Annotated in this window: 19 protein-coding genes and 2 pseudogenes; 10 read left to right on the top strand and 11 right to left on the bottom strand. The window is 72.5% G+C overall.

Going from position 1 to position 17,948, the window contains the following annotated elements:
* Positions 1-18 precede the first annotated feature (18 nt).
* The 3 genes from ACNAYW_RS14640 to ACNAYW_RS14630 all read right to left on the bottom strand — a co-directional run.
* Positions 19-1,579: phytoene desaturase family protein (locus tag ACNAYW_RS14640; RefSeq protein ID WP_415850413.1), on the bottom strand; the 1,561-nt coding region annotated here is incomplete at its 3' end.
* The gene (locus tag ACNAYW_RS14635) at positions 1,576-3,147 is read right to left on the bottom strand and encodes a flavin-containing monooxygenase (protein WP_415850412.1); all 1,572 of its coding nucleotides are present in this window, start codon (positions 3,145-3,147) and stop codon (positions 1,576-1,578) included. The genes ACNAYW_RS14640 and ACNAYW_RS14635, both read right to left, overlap by 4 nt.
* A 14-nt stretch (positions 3,148-3,161) precedes the next feature.
* On the bottom strand, positions 3,162-3,965 hold the full coding sequence (locus ACNAYW_RS14630) for an SDR family oxidoreductase (protein ID WP_415850411.1): 804 nt from the start codon (positions 3,963-3,965) through the stop codon (positions 3,162-3,164).
* Positions 3,966-4,154: 189 nt separating this feature from the next.
* On the opposite strand from ACNAYW_RS14630, the gene ACNAYW_RS14625 reads away from it, so the two are divergent.
* Positions 4,155-5,117, top strand: a complete 963-nt coding sequence (locus ACNAYW_RS14625; protein ID WP_415850410.1) for an AraC family transcriptional regulator — start codon at positions 4,155-4,157, stop codon at positions 5,115-5,117.
* A gap of 52 nt (positions 5,118-5,169) precedes the next feature.
* Positions 5,170-5,796 carry a LysE family translocator gene (locus ACNAYW_RS14620; protein WP_415850409.1) on the top strand — a complete coding sequence of 209 codons (627 nt, stop codon included), beginning with the start codon at positions 5,170-5,172 and terminating at the stop codon, positions 5,794-5,796.
* Here ACNAYW_RS14620 and ACNAYW_RS14615 read toward each other — a convergent pair.
* The 3 genes from ACNAYW_RS14615 to ACNAYW_RS14605 are packed head-to-tail and all read right to left on the bottom strand — an operon-like array spanning position 5,783 to position 8,294.
* On the bottom strand, positions 5,783-6,661 hold the full coding sequence (locus ACNAYW_RS14615) for a 3-hydroxyacyl-CoA dehydrogenase family protein (protein WP_415850408.1): 879 nt from the start codon (positions 6,659-6,661) through the stop codon (positions 5,783-5,785). The genes ACNAYW_RS14620 and ACNAYW_RS14615 overlap by 14 nt on opposite strands.
* Positions 6,658-7,590 carry a hypothetical protein gene (locus ACNAYW_RS14610; protein ID WP_415850407.1) on the bottom strand — a complete coding sequence of 311 codons (933 nt, stop codon included), beginning with the start codon at positions 7,588-7,590 and terminating at the stop codon, positions 6,658-6,660. Before ACNAYW_RS14610 ends, ACNAYW_RS14615 begins: the two co-directional genes overlap by 4 nt.
* A 41-nt stretch (positions 7,591-7,631) precedes the next feature.
* A complete protein-coding gene (locus tag ACNAYW_RS14605) occupies positions 7,632-8,294 on the bottom strand; it encodes a GntR family transcriptional regulator (protein WP_415850406.1) in 663 nt (220 codons plus the stop codon).
* Between the two features lie 132 nt (positions 8,295-8,426).
* Between ACNAYW_RS14605 and ACNAYW_RS14600 the strand changes: the two genes are divergently transcribed.
* The 6 genes and pseudogenes from ACNAYW_RS14600 to ACNAYW_RS14575 all read left to right on the top strand — a co-directional run bounded on the left by ACNAYW_RS14600 (position 8,427) and on the right by ACNAYW_RS14575 (position 12,443).
* Positions 8,427-9,767 carry an MFS transporter gene (locus ACNAYW_RS14600; protein WP_415850405.1) on the top strand — a complete coding sequence of 447 codons (1,341 nt, stop codon included), beginning with the start codon at positions 8,427-8,429 and terminating at the stop codon, positions 9,765-9,767.
* A pseudogene (locus tag ACNAYW_RS14595) lies at positions 9,754-9,973 on the top strand (5-oxoprolinase subunit B/C family protein); the annotation flags it as partial. The gene ACNAYW_RS14600 and the pseudogene ACNAYW_RS14595, both read left to right, overlap by 14 nt.
* A 1-nt stretch (position 9,974) precedes the next feature.
* Positions 9,975-10,600 (top strand): annotated as a pseudogene (locus tag ACNAYW_RS14590) (5-oxoprolinase subunit B family protein); the annotation flags it as partial.
* Between the two features lies 1 nt (position 10,601).
* On the top strand, positions 10,602-11,343 hold a 742-nt coding region (locus tag ACNAYW_RS14585; protein WP_415850404.1), incomplete at its 5' end, for a 5-oxoprolinase subunit C family protein.
* Positions 11,344-11,439: 96 nt separating this feature from the next.
* Positions 11,440-12,147, top strand: a complete 708-nt coding sequence (locus tag ACNAYW_RS14580; RefSeq protein WP_415850403.1) for an LGFP repeat-containing protein — start codon at positions 11,440-11,442, stop codon at positions 12,145-12,147.
* 8 nt (positions 12,148-12,155) lie between these two features.
* A complete protein-coding gene (locus ACNAYW_RS14575; protein ID WP_415850402.1) occupies positions 12,156-12,443 on the top strand; it encodes a DUF1905 domain-containing protein in 288 nt (95 codons plus the stop codon).
* Positions 12,444-12,468: 25 nt separating this feature from the next.
* Here the strand turns inward: ACNAYW_RS14575 and ACNAYW_RS14570 are convergent, their stop codons facing one another.
* Both ACNAYW_RS14570 and ACNAYW_RS14565 read right to left on the bottom strand, forming a co-directional pair.
* A complete protein-coding gene (locus tag ACNAYW_RS14570) occupies positions 12,469-13,125 on the bottom strand; it encodes an MBL fold metallo-hydrolase (protein WP_415850401.1) in 657 nt (218 codons plus the stop codon).
* A 50-nt stretch (positions 13,126-13,175) separates the two neighbouring features.
* The gene (locus tag ACNAYW_RS14565) at positions 13,176-13,853 is read right to left on the bottom strand and encodes a DUF998 domain-containing protein (RefSeq protein WP_415850400.1); all 678 of its coding nucleotides are present in this window, start codon (positions 13,851-13,853) and stop codon (positions 13,176-13,178) included.
* A 138-nt stretch (positions 13,854-13,991) separates the two neighbouring features.
* Here ACNAYW_RS14565 and ACNAYW_RS14560 point away from each other — a divergent pair, with 138 nt between their 5' ends.
* Positions 13,992-14,261: a DUF7218 family protein gene (locus tag ACNAYW_RS14560; RefSeq protein WP_415850399.1), complete on the top strand. Its 270-nt coding sequence runs from the start codon at positions 13,992-13,994 to the stop codon at positions 14,259-14,261.
* 20 nt (positions 14,262-14,281) lie between these two features.
* On the opposite strand, the gene ACNAYW_RS14555 is transcribed toward ACNAYW_RS14560, so the two are convergent.
* Positions 14,282-15,175: a short-chain dehydrogenase/reductase gene (locus ACNAYW_RS14555; RefSeq protein WP_415850398.1), complete on the bottom strand. Its 894-nt coding sequence runs from the start codon at positions 15,173-15,175 to the stop codon at positions 14,282-14,284.
* Between the two features lie 23 nt (positions 15,176-15,198).
* Positions 15,199-16,698, bottom strand: coding sequence for a flavin-containing monooxygenase (locus ACNAYW_RS14550; protein WP_415850397.1), 1,500 nt, complete (start codon positions 16,696-16,698; stop codon positions 15,199-15,201).
* A gap of 66 nt (positions 16,699-16,764) precedes the next feature.
* On the opposite strand from ACNAYW_RS14550, the gene ACNAYW_RS14545 reads away from it, so the two are divergent.
* Positions 16,765-17,358, top strand: coding sequence for a TetR/AcrR family transcriptional regulator (locus ACNAYW_RS14545; protein WP_415850396.1), 594 nt, complete (start codon positions 16,765-16,767; stop codon positions 17,356-17,358).
* Here the strand turns inward: ACNAYW_RS14545 and ACNAYW_RS14540 are convergent.
* Positions 17,355-17,915 (bottom strand): dihydrofolate reductase family protein, encoded by a 561-nt coding sequence (locus ACNAYW_RS14540; RefSeq protein WP_415850395.1) that lies wholly within the window; start codon positions 17,913-17,915, stop codon positions 17,355-17,357. The genes ACNAYW_RS14545 and ACNAYW_RS14540 overlap by 4 nt on opposite strands.
* Positions 17,916-17,948: the final 33 nt, after the last annotated feature.

Here is a 17,948-nt window from a genome sequence, read left to right as displayed (position 1 = left end):
GGGTCAGGGCACCGTCGNCGCGCCGGAGGAGCTCCTGCGCGACGAGGTGACCGGAGCCGCCGCCGAGGCCCGGCCCCGGATGTGTGGCCGCCCCGATGTGCCAGAGGCCGTCGACGGCGGTGCGATGCCGCGCGGTCAGCGGCCCCGGGCGCCAGAAGATGTTCTGGTCCAGCTCTGCCGCACCGCAGTACGGGTCGCCCCGCACGGCGTTGGGGTTCGCCGCCGCCAGGTCGACGGGGCTGATCGCGCTGACCGCGAGGACGGCGTCGCGCGTGCCGGGCGCCGCCTCCTCGACGAGGCCGAGGACCCGGTCGACGTAGCCGGCGACCAGCTCGTCGGTCCAGCCCGCGGACGTGTCGAGCTCGCCCGCCGCGTCGCCGACGGGCGCGAACGGGACCTCCTGCAGCTGCAGCCACAGCATGCCGCGGCCCGCGGGGACCCGGCTGGGATCGATGAGTGCCTGCTGCCCGACGACCACCGTCGGACGAGCCGGCAGGAGTCCGGCCTCGGCCTGTGCGCACGCGACGCCGACCGTGTCCGAGCCGCCGGTGAGGTGCACCAGCGGTGCGCCGTCGAGCGCAGGATCGGACCACTGCAGCGGCGCGTCCAGCGCGACGTGCACCTGCATCGCGGCCCGGCCGTACTGGTAGCCGCGCGCCTCGGCGCGGACCGACTCGGGGACGGCCGATTCCGGCAACAGATCGCAGTACAGGGCCGTCGGGGTGACGGACGCGAGGACCGCCTGCCGCGCGTCGATCCGGCGCCGTCCGACCATCACGCCCGCGGCGCGTCCGCCCTCGACCAGGATCCGGTCGACCGGCGCCCCGGTCAGGACCTCGACGCCCCGCTCGGCGAGCAGCGCGGCGAACGCGTCGAGGAAGGCGCGCTGTCCGCCGACCGCGACGGGCAGGCCGGCGCCGTGCATCGTCGCGGCGAAGACGGGGATCATGAGCCCGCCCGACGCGCTGTCGGGGCTCAGGCCCGCGTGCAGCAGCCACGGCGCCCACAGCTGGTCCACCTCGGGGCCCTCGAACGTCCTTCGGCCCCAGCGGCGCCCGCTGGCGGCGGCGTCGCGCACCCACCCCTCGGTGCGGCCCAGGCCGCGGCGCAGCATCGCCGCCGCGTGCCCCAGCACGCCCGGCGCGCGGGTCTCGTTGCCGAGGAGGCCGCCGATGACGTCGAGGTCCCCGCCGATCCGGTCGAGCATCGCCAGGTAGGCGGTCCGGTCCCGCGCCGAGAACTGCTCGACGGTGCGCGCGGGGTCCCGGTGCGCGACCACGGCGCGGCCGTCGCCGGAGACGGATCCGGTGACGGCGTCGTCGGCGTTCGCGTACTCCAGGCCGTGGCGGTGCAGGTCCGCACCGAGCGCGGCGTAGGCGCCGCCGGTCACGAACAGGGGATGCCACGACGAGTAGGTGTCGTGCAGGAAGTCGGGCAGCGTTAGCTCGTCGCTCGCGAGGAAGCCGCCCAGCCGGTCGGCCGCCTCGATGAGGCACACCGACCGGCCGGACCCGGCGAGCTCGGCGGCGGCGACGAGGCCGTTGATGCCGGACCCGATGACGACGACATCGGCCGTCACGCGACGCGCCTCGGGCTCGCCCCGGATCGTGCCGCGTCCGCCGCCGGGCGGGGACGACGGGCGAGCAGGCGCTGCGTCACCCAGCGGTAGTCCGCGGGCTTCGGCGGCAGCAGCCACTCGCGCACCCGCTGGCGCCGCGGCAGTCGCAGGCCCATCTCCTCGATGATCTCGTCGATGTTGTGCATCGAGAACGGGATCAGGTTGGTGCCGCGGGCGTGGTGGCCCTCGGTGCGGTCGCGCATCCACCGCAACCGCGCCGACACCTGGTCGCGCCGCGCGGGCACGGCCGGGAGCCGCGCCGCGCCGTCGAGGACGTGCGCGACGTACAGCGACGCCATCTCGGCGGACAGGGGCGAGAAGAAGGACGAGTTGTAGCCGACGAAGGCCAGGCCGGGCACCTCGTGCGGGAGGATGAAGCGGTAGAGCTCGAAATCGCCGTTCGCGTCGGTCAGCCGGGCCTGCACGTCGGCGTCGAGGAAGGGCACGTCCTGCCGCCATCCGGTGGCCGCGATGACGACGTCGGCCGGCACCGTCGAGCCGTCGGACAGGCGCGCCGCCGGGCGGCCGTCCTGGACCAGCAGCTCCGTGATCTCCGTGTCGCGGCGGACCGCGAGGCTGCCGTCCTGCACGGCCTCGAAGAAGCCCTCGCTGACCAGGCTCACGGTGCTGCGGGCGATGCGCTCGAAGTCCCCGTCCGGGACCAGGCCGTGCTCCTTGAGCCGCAGTTGCTTCGTCGCGACGGCCTGCAGGCTCGCGAGCATGCTGTTGCGCACCGGCTTGCCGGCGCCGTGCAGGAAGGCCTCCACGCCGCGCAGCCGCTGGTACTCGAAGAGCGCCTCGCCGAGGCGGGTGAGCATGAGGAACTTGTAGTTGACGGCGCCGCCCAGGTGACGCGGCATCTTCCACAGCAGCTTCCGCGCGATCACCGTCGCGCTGGCGGTGACGGGTGCGATGGCGGACGCGACGTCGCAGGCGGACTTGCCGTAGCCGACGACGAGCACGTCGCGGCCGGCGACCTCGTCGAGTTCATGCACGTCGCCGGGCGCGCAGACCCGCCCGCCCGCGGCCTCGAAGGCCTCCCGACCCGGCCATCCCGGGATCGAGGGCGCCGAGAAGATGCCGTTGGCACCCACGAGGTAGTCGTAGACCTCGGTGCTCACGCCCTGCGGTCCCTCCGCGGTCACCGACCAGGTCACGGGGCGCAGGGCGGGATCCGCGGTGACGTCGCCCGACGGCGCACCGTCGGGTTCGTTCAGCGTGGCGGCGATGACGGTGGTGGACAACCGGAACCGGTCGCGCAGTCCGAACCGGTCGACGTAGGCGTCGAGGTACTCCTGGACCTGGGCGCCCTCGAGCCACTGCGGGTAGTGCCGCGGCATCGCGAGGTCGGACAGGCAGTACGTGCCCTTGTTGTTCTGGGTCCGCAGGCCCGGGTAGCGGCGCGACGCGCTCCACACGCCGCCGATGTCGGGGGCCTTCTCGTAGACGGTGACGTCGTGGCCGAACTGGGTGAGGACCTTGGCTGCGGAGACTCCGGCGAAGCCGGCTCCGATCACGGCGATGCGCATGGCTGTGTGTTCTCCTACTCGGTGCCCGCGGGGGCCAACAGGGGGATCGCGGGGGCGGCCTGTTCCGGCCCCATCGCGGAGTAGCCGCCGTCGGCGGCCCAGTCGGCGCCGGTCACCACGGACGCGGCGTCGGAGCACAGGAAGGCGACCACGCGGCCGACCTCGACCGGGTCGGCGACGCGGCCCGTCAGGTGGAAGGGAGCGGCGACGGCGTCGGTGTGCGCGCGGTCGTGCTCGGAGACGCTGTCCATGATCTTCGACCAGACCCAGCCCGGGCTCACCGAGTTGACCCGGATCTTCTCGGCCGCGTAGTCCATCGCCATCGACCGGGTGATCTGCACCAGCGTCGCCTTGCACGCGGGGTAGACCCACCGACCCGTCTGCGCCACCGAGCTCGAGATCGACGTGAAGTTCACGATCGCCCCGCGCCCGCTCGCGGCGAGCGCGGGCCGCGCCGTCGCCGCGACGCGGACTGCGCTCGCGACGTTGACGTCGAACGCCGTCAGCCAGTCGGCGCGGGCGGTCTCCGCACCGTCGTCGAGGTACGTGCAGGCGAGGTTCACGACGATGTCGAGTCCCCCGTGGTCCCGGACGGTTGCGGAGACGAGGTCCGTGACCTGCGCGTCGTCGGTGATGTCCGTGGTTCGCGCGATCACGCGGTCGCCGAGGCGGTCGGCGATCGCGCGTGCGCCGTCGGCGTCGATGTCGGCGACGATCACGGTCGCGCCCTCCGCGTGCAGTGCCTCGACCACGCCGTGGCCCACCAGGGTCGCCCCACCGGTCACGATCGCTGTACGCCCGTCCAGATTTCCCGTCATGCCTCCACCTCGCGTCGATTCCGTGGCGCCGTGCGGGCGCCGATGGGTCCGGACGGTAGTGACGCAGGTCATAGCGCTGCTATCCGCTGCGACACGGGCGCTATCCAGATCGCGGTATTGCGCCTGCTTGACGACAGGCAGGAATGCAGCACATGATGGTGACGTGATCCACGCCACAGGGAGGTGCCCGTGACCGCTCCGACGGTTCTGCGGACGCGGGACGTCGACCTCGCCCGGGCGCGGGTGGCCGACTTCTTCTGCGACCACCGGCTCGATCCGGTGGGGCGCGCCCACGCCATCGACATGCGGCTGCGCATCGACACGGTCGGGTCGATGGGCCTGGTGCACCTCGACTACGGCGAGCCCGTCCAGATCCGGCCCGGACCACTGGCCACCTTCTACCTGGTGCAGATCCCGCTCGCGGGCCGAGCGCTGGTGGAGCACGGCGTCGCGCGCGTGCAGTCCACGCCGCACCTCGCCACGGTGCTGTCGCCGACGTCGCCGACGGTGATGACCTGGCAGCGCGGCAATCCCCAGCTGTGCGTGCGGCTGCGGCGCAGCACCATCGACCGGGAGCTGATGCGGCGCCTCGGTCGTGAGATCACTGCACCCCTGCGATTCGACGTCGGCATGGATCTGCGCCGGCCCGAGGTGGCCTCCTGGGTGCGGATGGTGCGGTTCCTCGCCGACGAGGCGCTGCGCGGCGCGTCGTCCGTCGGCGGGGCCGACTGCTCCGAGTACCTCGCCCGCGGTGTGGTCAACCAGCTCCTCGACGTGCAGCCCCACAACTACAGCGCCGCGCTCGCCTCGGCCGCCGACGGTGCGGCCACCCTCGGCTCACGCATGCTCACGCTCGTCGACGACCACCTCGCGGACCCGCTCGGACCCGGCTGGCTCGCGGAGCGCCTGCGGGTCAGCGTCCGGGCCCTGCGCGAGGCGTGCCGATCCGAGCTCGACTCGACGCCCACGGCCGTGGTCAAGGAACGGCGGCTGCTCGCGGCCCGGGCCCGTCTGCTCGACGCCATGCATCCGGGGCGCACGGTCACCGATGTCGCGCTGAGCGTGGGACTGACCCATCTCGGCCGGTTCGCCGTCGACTACCGGGCGCGGTTCGGGGAGTCGCCGAGCGAGACGGCGGCGACGTCCGCGTGACGCGCGCGGAGGTGACTTCCGCGTAGCGTGCGGCGCCTGATTGGATCGTCGAATGCTTGTCGCCCTGTTCTCCTTCGCCGCCGCCTCCGCGCTCCTCGTGGTGCTGCCCGGCCCCGACACGCTCGTCGTCGTGCGGGGCGTCGTCCAGGGCGGCCGGTCCGCCGGCCTGCGCACCGGTCTCGGCGTGCTCAGCGGCCTCGTGGTGTGGGTGCTCGCGGCGGTCCTGGGCCTCTCGGCGATGCTCAAGGCCAGCGAGTACGGCTACACCGCGCTCAAGGTGCTCGGCGCCGCCTACCTGATCTACATGGGGGTCCAGTCGCTGCGCGCGGTGGTGCGCGGCTCGGCGCTGGGGGAGCTCCCGGCGGCGTCGGTGGAGTCCTCCTGGCGCACCGCCGGGTTCACCGCCGGCTTCCTCACCGACATGCTCAACCCGAAGATCGGCGTCCTGTTCGTGAGCCTGCTGCCGGGGTTCGTGCCCACCGGCTACTCGGTCACCTGGACGACGCTCGCCTTCGGCGGCGTCTACATCGCGCTGACCGCGGTCTACTGCGGCGTGCTCATCGCCGCCGCCGGAACGGTCACCCGGTGGATGCGGACCCCGCGGACCCGGCGCGCGCTCGACGGCGTCGCGGGGGTCGCGCTGATCGGGTTCGGGGCGAAGCTGGTCACGGAGCGGTAGTGGGCGGGTAGCGGTAGAAGCCCTCGCCGGTCTTGACGCCGAGCCTGCCCGCGTCGACGTACTCGTGCAGGACGCGGCGCGGGCCCTCCGGGAGGTGGGGGTTCTCGGCGGCGTAGTGGTTCTCGATGTCGAGCACCACGTCGAGGCCGACGCTGTCCATCATCTGGAACGGCCCGACGGGCATCTGCCAGTTGAGTCGGAACATGCCGTCGACGTCCTCCGGCCGGGCGACGCCGTCGGCCACCACGGCGAGCGACTCGCGCTTGATGGCCGCCCATACCCGGTTGAAGATGAATCCCGTACTCTCCCTGCGCGCCTCGAACGGGTGGACGTCGAACTCCGGCAGTACGGTGAGCAGCGTGTCGATCACCTCGCGCGCGGTCTCGCCGTCCGACATGACGTCCGCCGCGTTCGCGGTGGGCGGCATGTAGAAGTGCAGGTTGCACAGGCGGCTCTTGTCGCGGATGTTCTCACTCATCAGCCGCGACGCGTACGACGAGGAATTGGTCGCGAAGATCGCGTCCGACGGTGCCGCGGCGTCGATCTCGCCCCAGAGCGGGATCTTGATCTCGAGCCGCTCGGGCACCGCCTCGATCACGAGCCAGGCGTCCTGGAGCGCGGTGGCCAGATCGGTGCCCACGCTCGCGTTGCCCGGCTCGCCCGAGCCGCGCCGCGCGAGCAGATCGGGGAGCGTGCTCGCGACGTAGTCCACCGCCGCGCGCGCCTGATCGGCGTTCGGATCGTGGATGCGGACCTCACCGCCGCGGCCGGCGAACATGAGCGCGATCCGGCGCCCGAGCGTGCCCGCGCCGATCACGGCGACGGGACGGTTGCGGATGTCATCGAACGAGTAGGCGTAGGTCATCGCTGGGTTCCGTTCTCGGTGGGTGTCGGTCGTGGGGTGATGCCGGCGATGCCGGACACCGGGGTGCCGAGATCGGCGAGGATCTCGGGTTCGCCGCCGCCCAGCGGCACGCGCCGGATGCGGCCGCCCAGGTCGGAGACGTAGGCGACGCCGGCGGGGGAGTCGACGGCGAGGCCGATCGCCTCGGCGAAGCCGCGCGCGAGGATCGCGGGCGGTGCTCCGCGCTCGCCCTCGCGCGGGAGCGGCGCGCGGTTGAGCGAGTTGCCGTCGGGCGCCGCGCCGCGATCGGTCCAGTACAGCGTGTCGCCGGCGATCTCCAGGTCGATCGGCTCGGGCAGTCCGTCCCACAGCGTCTCGATGTCGGGACGGTCCCGCGGCGTCGCGCCCGCGGGGAGCCCCAGGCCGGCCCGCAGGATGCGCCCGCGACCGCCCTTCGCGGGACCCTTCTGCGTCCAGTAGAGGTGGCCGCGCACCGGATCGACGGCGACGCCGACGCATTCGGCGAGGCGGTCCGGCGCCGGGGCGTTGACGACGTGGTCGCGCAGGTCGGTGCCGTCGACGCGCGCCGAGCTGACCCGCAGGCCCTCGCGATCGCCCCAGTACAGGCGCCCGGCACCGTCGGAGGTGAGCTGCTTGCCGGTGGTGATGGACCCGTTCGGCAGGAGGTCGCGGACGTCCGAGCCGTCGGGGAGGGCCGAGTGGAGGCCGCCGTTGCGGGCGGAGTAGTCCAGCCCCGCCTCGCCGGACAGGTCCGGTACCCGGCTCGGGCGGCCCATCGTGGTCCAGTGGATCCGACCGCCCACGGCGACGATGCCGTCGGGGCTGGCGCCCCGTGGGCCGGTGTGCACGATCCGGGCGGCACCGTCGGGAAGGGAGACCCGGACGACGGTGCCGGCGCTGATGCCGAGCGCGAAAATTGCTTCGAACATGTAACTTATTCTACGGCCGCAGAAGCCCGGCGGAGCGCCGCTCAGGGTGTGATGTTCGAGACGTGCTGCGCCCCGAATATCGTCTCCTCCGAGCGCAGGAGGTACTCCTCGAGCAGCGTCGCCGCGCCGTCGCCGTCCCCGGCTTCGAACGCCGCGAGGATCGTCACGTTGTCGTCCAGGAACGGCGCGTGCAGGAACTCCGGGTCGGCGATCGCGCCGAAGGCAAGGCGGAGTTCGGCGAGCATCGAGGTGAGCAGCGCGTCGAGCCGCGGGCTGTCGCACAGGCCGACGATCCCGCGATGGAACTCCAGGTCCGATGTGCCGACCGTCTGCCAGTCGCCCGCGTCGGCGGCGGCCCGCGCCGTGGCGACCGCGTCGCGCATCCGGGCGGTCGCGGGGTGCTGCGGCCCCGCGGCCCGCAGGGACGGGGGCTCGACGGTGCGGCGCACCAGGTAGATGTCGCGGATCGAGGCGCGGGTGGGCGTCGTGACGCGCGCGCCGCGGTTGGCCTCGTGCACGACCAGTCCTTCGTTCGCGAGGGTGCGCAGCGCTTCCCGCAGCGTGTTGCGCGAGACCCCGAGCTCCGCCGCCAGTCGCTCCTCGCGGAGCGGATCGCCCGGCCGGAGGGCGCCCTCGACGATGGCGCGCCGCAGGTCCTCGGTCGCCTCCGTGGCGGCGTGGCCGCGCTGCCGTTCGATGCCCACGCGGATGATCCTACGGAGCGAGCCTGATTTTTGTTCAACAAATCCGCCTAGTGCTGGTGACAGATTGTTCAACAATCGTCTATGGTGTGGATCACACCAGCGCTCGACCGCTCGACCGAGAAGAGGCCACCCATGTCCACCGCTTCGCCCGCGCCCGGCTCCGCGCAGAAGGGCGCCGTGAAGGCGTACATCGCCAGCCTCACCGGCACCTCCCTCGAGTACTACGACTTCGCGCTGTACTCCGTCGCCTCCGCGCTCGTCTTCCCCCACGTGTTCTTCCCCGCGGAGGACCCGTTCATCGGGCTCCTGCTGTCCTTCTCGACGTTCGCGGTCGGCTACTTCGCCCGTCCGATCGGCGGCGTGGTGTTCGGTCGCCTCGGCGATCGGATCGGCCGCAAGAACGTCCTCGTCGCGACGCTCCTCCTCATCGGGGTCGCGACGGTGCTCATCGGCGTGCTCCCGGGGTACGGCACGATCGGGGTGATCGCGCCGACCATCCTCGTGCTGTTGCGGTTCGCGCAGGGCGTCGGGGTCGGCGGCGAGTGGGGTGGCGCGGTGCTGCTCTCCAGCGAGTTCGGTGACCCGCGCAAGCGCGGCTTCTGGGCCTCCGCGGCGCAGATCGGCGTACCCGTGGGCAACCTCATGGCGAACGGCGTGCTCGCGCTCGTCGCGGCGCTGCTGACCGAGGACGCCTTCCGGGACTGGGGCTGGCGCATCGGCTTCCTGCTCTCGGCCGTTCTGGTGATCTTCGGGCTCATGATCCGCCTGCGGTTGGAGGAGACCCCCGTCTTCCAGGCCATCGCCGAGCGCGCGGAGCAGCCCCAGGCCCCGATCTCGGAGGTCCTGCGCGGGCACCCGCGGGCGCTGCTCGCCGCGGCGCTCTCCCGCATCTGCCCCGACGTCCTCTATTCGCTGCTCACCGTCTTCCTCGCCAGCTACGCCACCAAGGAACTCGACTTCCCCACGAGCCACGTCCTGACGGCGGTGCTCACCGGATCGGCGGTGCAGATCGTCGTCATGCCGCTCGCCGGCTCGCTCACGGACCGGTTCAACCGGCGTCTCGTCTACGGCATCGGCGCGGTCCTGACCTCCGCGTGGGTTCCGGTGCTGTTCCTCATGATCCAGTCCGGCAGCCGGGTGCTGCTGACCCTCGGGGTGGTCGTCGGCATGTCGCTGCACGCGCTGATGTACGGCCCGCAGGCGGCGTTCATCACCGAGCAGTTCCCGGCGCGCCTGCGCTACGCGGGCAGCTCGCTGGCCTACACCTTCGCCGGTGTCGTCGGCGGCGGTACGGCGCCGCTCATCTTCACCGTGCTCTTCCGCTGGACCGACTCGTGGGTGATCATCGCCGGCTACGTCGCCGTCACGGCGGTCGCGACCGTCGCGGGAATGATCCTCGGCCGCGACCCCGCCCCCGACGAGGAGCTGGAGCTGCTCGCCGACGCCCCGGACGGTGTCGATGTTCCCCGCTGACGTCCGCCGGCTCGGCGCCCGCGCCGTGCGCGTCCGGGTGGGTCCCGGCACCGTCGAGGCCCTCCGCGCCCGGTTGGCCGCCGAGCCGCTGCCCGGGCAGCGGGAGCTCGTCGCCGGGGGCGCGTCCGTGACCGTGCTGTTCGACGGTGCCGGGCACGCGGCGCGGGCCGAGCACCTGCTCGCGGCGATGGCGACGCCGGATCCGGNCGTCGCCGACGGTCCGCTCGTCGAGATCGCCGTCGTCTACGACGGCGAGGACCTGCGCGACGTCGCGGATCTCCTCGGCACCGACGAGGCCGGTGTCGTGCGGATGCACACCGGACGCGCCTGGCACGTGGGCTTCCTCGGCTTCGCGCCCGGCTTCGCCTATCTCCGGTCGGGCGACTCCGGACCCGAGATCGCGCGCCGGGCCTCGCCCCGCGTCCGCGTCCCCGCCGGGGCCGTCGGGCTGGCGGGGGAGTACAGCGCCGTCTACCCGCGCAGTTCGCCGGGCGGCTGGCAGCTGATCGGGCGCACCGACGCGGAACTCTGGTCGCTCGACCGCGATCCACCCGCGCTCCTCGTACCCGGCACGCGGGTACGGTTCACCGCCGTTCGCGAGCGGCTCGCGGTTCCCTCGGCGTCGGAACCGAGTGCGCCGGGACCGGATGCGTCGCAACCGGGGACACCGGCGGCGCGCCCCGAGCGCGGTCTCGTCGTGCGGGAGACGGGCCTGCAGAGCCTCGTCGAGGACCTCGGTCGTGCCGGCCGAGCCGCGATCGGGGTCACCCGGTCGGGCGCCGCAGACCGCGGCGCCCTGCGGCAGGCCAACCGCCTCGTCGGAAACCCGGCGGNGGCGGCGGGGATCGAGAACGCCGGGGGCGGGGTGGAACTCGTCGCGACCGGGGAACACGTGGTCGCCGTGACCGGCGCCGACGCCCGGCTCGTCGTCGAATCGCCGGACGGACGCTGGCGCACCGTCCAGCGGGGACACCCGTTCGCCCTCGACGACGGCGACCTGCTCGAGGTCGGCCCCGCCACCGCCGGCCTGCGCGTCGTGATCGCGGTGCGCGGCGGCGTGGACGTGCCGCCCGTCCTGGGCAGCCGCAGCACCGACACGCTCGCGCACCTGGGCCCCGCCCCGATCGCGGCCGGCGACCTGCTGCCCGTCGGACCCGCGCCGCGGACCGTCGTCGGCGAACCCGAGGCCGTGCCCGCCGTGCCGGACGGGACTCGCCCGACGGTGCTCGACGTGACGCCCGGCCCGGACGCGGGGCTCTTCCCCGACGGTGCCTGGGAGCACCTCCTCGACGAGGAATGGACGGTCACGCCCCAGAGCGATCGCGTCGGCGTCCGCCTCACGGGACGGCCCCTCGCGCGCGCCGACGGCGAGGTGCAGAGCCAGGCGCTGGTGCCCGGGGCCATCCAGATCCCGCCGTCCGGGGAACCGGTGGTGTTCGTCGTCGACCACCCGACGACGGGGGGCTATCCGGTGCTCGCCGTCGTCGCGGAGCACCACCTGGACCGGCTGGCGCAGCTACCGCTCGGGTCGCCAGTGCGGTTCGCGGCGACAGCGGGACCGCACGTGGGTGCGTGAAAGCGCCGGTCCGCGGAGGGGAGATGTGGTTACGTCGGGGAACGAGCGGTTCTCGGACGGCTCCTCTCTCGACTCGGCGCGCCACCGGAAGGACTCATGAGGACGATCGCAGCACGGCGGATCAACGGCGTCATCGCGGGCGTGTCGGCCGCGGCCCTGCTCGTCGCGGGATGCGGGAACGGCGACGCGGGCGACAGTAAGGCGGCCACGTCGACGGGAAGCGCGGCGACCGCCGTGTCGACGACGGGCGCTGTGGCATCCGGCTCCGGCACATCGTCGGCGACGGCTTCGGCGTCCGCGTCGGTCTCCGCGGGATCGTCCACGGGTTCGTCTCCGGCGGGGGCGGCCGGTCGCGGGGTGAAGGTGAAGGGCGCCAACGGTAGCGACGTGACCCTCACGGGCCCGATCGCCGCGAAGTACTCCGCCGCCACGCAGGCGCAGCGCACCGCGCTGGGCGTGGTGCTCACCGGCGATCACAACGCGGGAACCCGCGACAGCGGGGTGATCTTCCAGCAGTTCAAGGGCGGCGTCATCACGGCGAAGAACGCCGACGCGGGCACGCCCGCCTACATCACCTGGGGCCGGATCCGGGATGCGTGGAACATCGAGCGCGGTCTCGACGGCAGGCCCGCGCCGGACGGCCGGAACGGCTCCGCAGGGCCGCTGGGCGCCGTGACCAGCGACGAGACCACCGCAGGGGCGGTCAAGCAGACCACCTTCGAGCACGGGAGGATCACCTTCGACCCGAAGACCGGGAAGGTCGAGGTGACCGTCAACGGCAAGCCCGTCCCGGCGGGACTCTAGGAGCGAACATGGCCGACACCGCGGGACCGATCGACATCACCTTCTCCGCCGTCCTCGGCAAGGTGCGCGAGGGCGACACGTGGACGTGCGTGCAACTGCCGGACTCCGCCGAGATCTTCGGCACGCGCGGCCTCGTCAAAGTCGCCGGCACCGTCGACGGCGTGCCCTTCACCTCCTCGTTCATGGCGCTCGGCGACGGGACGCACAAGCTGCCCGTGGCCGCGGCGATCCGCCGCCGGATCGGCAAGACCGACGGCGACGAGGTGGAGGTGCACCTGACGGACCGCCTGAACTGACGCGGCTCGGCGTCGGGCCGGCGGGTCAGCGGGCGAGGACGCCCGTCGCGAGCCGCTCGGCCGTCGCGGCGACGGTGCGACGCCAGTCCTCGGGATCGACCGCGTGGGCGCCGTGCTCGCCCGCGAAGGCGCTCGAGGCGACGAGATCGGGAGCCAGTCCGCCGAGCACCTCGAGGCTCGCGAGCAACTGGGCACCGTCGCTCATGCCGGGGATGTAGCCGGCGTTCCAGCGCCCGTCCGCACCGCGGTAGAGGGTGTCCCCGGTGAACAGGTACCGCGCACCGTCGGACCCGGTGATCAGGAAGGATGTGCTTCCGGGAGTGTGGCCGGGGGTCGGGATCACCTCCACGCCGTTCGCATCGATGCCGCGGCCGGCGAAGACGACGCCGGGGTCGGCGTGCTCGACGATGCCCGCGAGGTCGCCCTCGGGGGCGTGCAGGACGGCGCCGAACCGGGCAGCGATGTCACCGAGCACCGGCCCGGCCTCGTCCTGGTGGCTGAGGTACTGGTGGGCGATACCGCCGTGCTCGGCGAGGGCGTCGAAGTTCGCGGCGTCGCCGGGGGAGTAGAACAGGACGGTGCCGCCCGTCGGCGGGGTCCAGAGGTAGGCGTGGGTGGTCAGCCCCGGGAAGGGCGAGTACGCCGGGGTCTCGAGCAGGTCGGGCCGGATCGGGGTGAGCATCGGGTGTCCTCTCGTCGGGGTGACTCCGACGCTAGGACCTGGACATTGGTTCAGGTCAAGGGACGTCGGCCGGATCGCGCAGGGAGCGCGAACGCGATCAGCGCGACGCCCAGGGCGCAGCGCCACCACACGAACGGGTCGATCGCCGCGCGCTCGGTGCCACCGGCGCCGAGCGGGTTCGCCCACGGGATGACCAGCGCGGCGAGGCCCGACACGGCGATGCAGGCGGCGGTGACCGACGCGAGCCGCGGTCGCGAGCGGACCAGCAGGAGGACCGCGAGTCCCATCAGGGCCATCCCGCTGACGTGCTCGACGTACGCGGCGATCGGGTGCACGACGATCCGGGCGCGGGGCCCGTCGGGGAACTCGCCGGCGCTGCCCGGGAAGAGTCCCACGCACGCCAGGGCGATGCCGTTGATCGCCGCGAGGGCGACCGCGACGGCTCCCCAGCGACGGGGGAGCAGCGGGCGCACCGCGACCGCCGCCGCGATGCCGAGTGCGCCGACCACCACGAACGCCGTGTTCATCACCGGATGCCACGGCGAGCACACGAACCGGTCCGCGACGGCGAGGCCGCCGTCGCGGCGGAGATCGCCGAGGCACTCCGGGACGCCGAGGTCGCTGATCATGTTGTCGGTCCAGCTGTACGGCCGCGGCCAGCGCGCCGCGACGATCAGCTCAGCGACGAAGTAGCCGACAGACGCGATGAGGAGCGATCCGGCGACCACGGCCCTGCGCCTGTTCGTCGTCGTGACCGGATGTGCCGAGGGGAGTGACGAGATCGTTAGCCGCATTCAGTATTTCTACGCGAAGACCCCCGTTGCACGCTGTGGTGTGCATCTCGGTCGGGGCGTACGGTCGGAAACATGGCGAAGAAGACTCCCGGACCGTCGGTGAAGGACGATGAACTGTACGAAGAGCTCCGCGACCAGGGCGACTCGAAGGAGAAGGCGGCGCGGATCGCGAACGCCGCGGCGAACCGGGGGCGGTCCGCAGTCGGCGCCGCCGGCGGCCGCTCGCACGCGTACGAGGGCTGGACCGTCGACGAACTCAAGGCGCGGGCCAAGGAACTGGGCCTGACCGGCTATTCGTCGAAGCGCAAGAGCGAGCTGATCGACGCACTCCGTCATCACTGAGGACTCGTCCGCGAGTCGCCTCACTCCGCCGCGGCGGGTACCCCGAGTCGCTCCGCAGCGGACGTCCGGCGTCGCTCCGCGTCCGACCGCGCGTCGAGAGCACGCACCAGTTCGACCACGGAACGGTGACCGGCGGTGATCACGTCGAGGACCGGGTTGACCAGTCCGCGCAGCAGGCTGTAGCCGGTCCACCGGGCGGGTGCGATCGTGCGCGCAGCGCGCCGCTCGATTCCGCGGACGGTGCTCTCGCCCGCCTGCTCCGGCGTGATCCGGGCCGTGAGGAAGGACGGCAGTAGATCCGTCACCACGGAGGCGAGCGGGTCCTCGTCGAAGCCGACCTCGACCATCCGGGTGTCGACGAAGCCGTAGTACACGACGCCCGCCGTCGCGCCGTACGGGGCGAGCTCGACGCGGAGCGCCCGGCCGAGTTGCTCGACGCCCGCTTTCGCCACCGCGTAGGGCGAGACGCCGACGCCGTTGACGAAGGCGTAGACCGACGACGTCAGCAGCAGGTGGCCGCTGCTCTTCAGGACGTGCGGCATCGCCGCGAGCACGGTGTTGTAGACCCCGTGCAGGTTGACTGCGAGGACCCGGTCGAACTCCGCGGGTTCCATGCCCTGCACGGTGGCCGCGCGGGGCGCGATGCCGGCGTTCGCGACCACGACGTCGATGGCCCCGAACTGCGCGGCGGCCGCTGCGAACGCGCCGGCGAGGCCGTCACGGTCGGTGACGTCGGCCGCGAGCCCGATCGCGCCGTCGCCGATCTCGGCAGCGGCGGCGTCGGCATCGTCCTGTCGGAGGTCGAGGACGGCGACGCGAGCGCCACGGGCGGCGGCGGCCTTCGCGGTCGCGAGGCCGATGCCGCGCGCGGCCCCGGTGACGACGACGGTCCTGCCGTTGAGGTCGAGGTTCATGATGGTCTCCTGGTCGCGGTGCGTCAGCCGGCGAAGGCGTAATCGGTGAGGGGGAATCGGCGGCTCTGCCAGGCCGCTTCGAGGGTGGTGGACGCCCGGAACGGGACGTCGCCCTGCTTGGTGAAGTAGTAGCTGTTGGCGCCCGCACAGCTGGGGTTCGAGAACACCTGGAGCGGGCGGCGCGCGAGGATCGACGCCATGTAGGACTCCTGCGCGGCCGGGGTCACCTCGGCGGTCGTCGCCTCGCGTCGTCGCGCCTCGTCGAGCACTCGGACGATGTGGGCGGCGCTGTTCTCCACCAGCGTGAAGAACGAGGCGCCGTTGTAGCCGTAGGGGCCGAAGACGGTGAAGAAGTTCGGGAAGCCCGCGGTGGCGACGCCCTGGTACGAGTGGAAACGTCGGGCTTCCCAGTGCTCGGCGAGGTCGGTGCCGTCGCCGGCGGTGAGCGCGTACGTCGGGAGTGCGTCGCGATCGGTGACCTTGAAACCCGTCGCGAGGATGAGTACGTCGAGGGGGTGCTCGACGCCGTCGGTCGTGCGGATCCCGGTGGGCGTGACCGCCGCGATCGGCGTGGTCTCCAGCGCGACGTCGGGGCGGTTGAAGGTCGCGAGGTAGGAGTTGTGGAAGCTGGGGCGCTTGCAGCCGAGGGCGTAGGACGGCGTGAGCTTCTCCCGCGTGGCGGGGTCCGCGACCTGCGTTCGGATGTAGTTGCGGGCCGCGACTTCGACGACGTCGGTGCCGGGGATCCACTTGTGGAAGTGGGCGAGCACGGGGAAGGTCGCCTCCACGAACGCCTGGCTGGCGAGACGCGCGGCCTGCCGGACGCCGGGAATGGCCGACAGGCCCGCGCGGCCCACCCGGCCGAGCGGGAAGTCGGGCTTGGGCAGGCACCAGATCGGCGTGCGCTGGAACACCGTGAGGTGCGCGGCTTCCGGCGCGATCTCGGGGATGACCTGGACGGCGGTGGCGCCCGTGCCGATGATGCCGATGCGCTTGCCGGCAAGGGTGGTGTCGTGGTTCCACCGGCTGGTGTGCATCGTCTCGCCCTGGAAGGAGTCGATGCCGTCGATCTCCGGCAGCTTCGGCTGGCTCAGCGGCCCGCCCGCGTGGATCAGCCACCGTGCCGTGATCCCACCGGTGCTGGTCGAGATCGACCAGCGGGCGGAGGCCCCGTCGAACGACGCGGCGTGCACGCGCGTTCCGAAGCGCAGCCGCGGAGTCAGGCCGTACTCGTCGACGATCTGTTCCGCGTACGCGCGCAGCTCCCGGCCGGGTGCGTAGCTCCGCGACCACGTGGATCGTTGCGCGAAGGAGAACTGGTAGCTGAACGACGGGATGTCGACGGCGACGCCGGGGTAGGTGTTCCAGTGCCAGGTGCCGCCGGGGCCCGCGGCGTCGTCGACGAGGAGCACGTCGTCGAAACCCGCCCAGGCCAGGGCGATCGCCGTCCCGAGGCCGGAGAAGCCGGCGCCGACGATGACGATCTCGTGGTGAGGGACGAGGGGGAGTGCTGCATCGGGCACGACGGTCGCCTCTTTTCGGATACAGTGAGTATTCAAATACGGACTGTATCCCGATAGGATGGCCGGATGCAACGGTTGTCGAGGGCGGACGCCCAGTCGCGGACGCGGGCGCTCATCGTCGCGTCCGCGACGGAACTGTTTCTCCGCGACGGCTTCACGGCGACCTCGCTCGAGGCCGTCGCGGCGCACGCGGGTTTCACGAGGGGCGCGGTGTACTCGAACTTCGCGAACAAGGTCGCCCTGGGGACCGCGGTGATCGACGGCCTCTACGAGCAGGAGACCGCCCGGGTCCTGGCGCTGGCCGAGGCCGCGCGGGCCGACGGTCTCGCCGCAGTGATCGACTCCCTCGATGCATGGGGACGGACGATCGTGGGGGACCGGGCGTGGTTCCGGTTGGAGATGGCGGTCTCGGCGACCAGTGCCGCGGACGGCGAGCTGATGACGGCGACGGCCTCGCGGTACGAGCGCATCCGCGCGGCCACGAAGACACTGGTGGAGGAACTGGAGGCGGCCCACGGGCTGGAGCTCCCGGTGGACGCGGAGACGTTGGCGCTCGGCCTGTTCAGTCTGATCCTGGGGCTCGGGATGCAGCGCGCGACAGATCCGTCGGTGTCGACCGATGTCGTGGCGGTCTTCGTGCGGAGACTGCTCGGCGGCTAGCGACGCGGCCGGTAGCGGAGCAATACCACGCCGCTGTCGAAGCGGCGCTGATCGATGAGCTCCAGGTCGACGCGCATCCCTGTGGGGAGCCCCGGCTTGCCGCCGCCGATGACGAGGGGCAGGACGTACAGCTGCACCTCGTCGATGAGGCGCGCGGCGAACGCCTGGGCCGCGAGATCGGCACCGCCGATGAGGATCTCCCGACCGGCGCCGGCCTTCAGTGCGCGGATCCGGTCGGGATCGAAGGCGCGCTCGATCCGGGTGTTCGCGGTCGACGGTGCCGTCAGGCTCGTCGAGTAGACGACCTTCGCGGTCGCGCGCCACGCGGCGGCGAACTCGGCCGCGGCAGGGGAGCGCCCGGCCAGGGACGGCTCGGTCTCCCAGACGGACATCGTCTCGTAGAGGTGGCGTCCATAGAAGAGGGTGCCGGCGGATCGCATCAGTGCGGTGTGCGCGGCGAAGACGTCGTCGTCGCCGGGGAGCCAGTCGAAGCGGCCGTCGGCGTCCTCGATGTAGCCGTCGAGGGAGACGTTCGTCGCGTAGATCAGGTCGGCCATGCGCCTGATTCTTCCGCGCGCACACGATGAGCG

This window comes from Tsukamurella ocularis, from assembly GCF_965138335.1.
Lineage (GTDB): Bacteria > Actinomycetota > Actinomycetes > Mycobacteriales > Mycobacteriaceae > Tsukamurella > Tsukamurella ocularis_A.
The sequence above is the reverse complement of the archived record's forward strand: the minus strand, read 5'-3'. Positions and strand labels throughout refer to the sequence as shown.

Excerpts from the sequence above, each read along its gene's own strand:
- ACNAYW_RS14600 (WP_415850405.1), top strand. The coding sequence starts at position 8,427 with ATGTCCACCGCTTCGCCCGCGCCCGGCTCCGCGCAGAAGGGCGCCGTG.
- ACNAYW_RS14580 (WP_415850403.1), top strand. The coding sequence starts at position 11,440 with ATGAGGACGATCGCAGCACGGCGGATCAACGGCGTCATCGCGGGCGTG.
- ACNAYW_RS14570 (WP_415850401.1), bottom strand. The coding sequence starts at position 13,125 with ATGCTCACCCCGATCCGGCCCGACCTGCTCGAGACCCCGGCGTACTCG.
- ACNAYW_RS14555 (WP_415850398.1), bottom strand. The coding sequence starts at position 15,175 with ATGAACCTCGACCTCAACGGCAGGACCGTCGTCGTCACCGGGGCCGCG.
- ACNAYW_RS14545 (WP_415850396.1), top strand. The coding sequence starts at position 16,765 with ATGCAACGGTTGTCGAGGGCGGACGCCCAGTCGCGGACGCGGGCGCTC.
- ACNAYW_RS14560 (WP_415850399.1), top strand. The coding sequence starts at position 13,992 with ATGGCGAAGAAGACTCCCGGACCGTCGGTGAAGGACGATGAACTGTAC.
- ACNAYW_RS14630 (WP_415850411.1), bottom strand. The coding sequence starts at position 3,965 with ATGACGGGAAATCTGGACGGGCGTACAGCGATCGTGACCGGTGGGGCG.
- ACNAYW_RS14610 (WP_415850407.1), bottom strand. The coding sequence starts at position 7,590 with ATGTTCGAAGCAATTTTCGCGCTCGGCATCAGCGCCGGCACCGTCGTC.
- ACNAYW_RS14540 (WP_415850395.1), bottom strand. The coding sequence starts at position 17,915 with ATGGCCGACCTGATCTACGCGACGAACGTCTCCCTCGACGGCTACATC.
- ACNAYW_RS14620 (WP_415850409.1), top strand. The coding sequence starts at position 5,170 with ATGCTTGTCGCCCTGTTCTCCTTCGCCGCCGCCTCCGCGCTCCTCGTG.
- ACNAYW_RS14615 (WP_415850408.1), bottom strand. The coding sequence starts at position 6,661 with ATGACCTACGCCTACTCGTTCGATGACATCCGCAACCGTCCCGTCGCC.
- ACNAYW_RS14635 (WP_415850412.1), bottom strand. The coding sequence starts at position 3,147 with ATGCGCATCGCCGTGATCGGAGCCGGCTTCGCCGGAGTCTCCGCAGCC.
- ACNAYW_RS14575 (WP_415850402.1), top strand. The coding sequence starts at position 12,156 with ATGGCCGACACCGCGGGACCGATCGACATCACCTTCTCCGCCGTCCTC.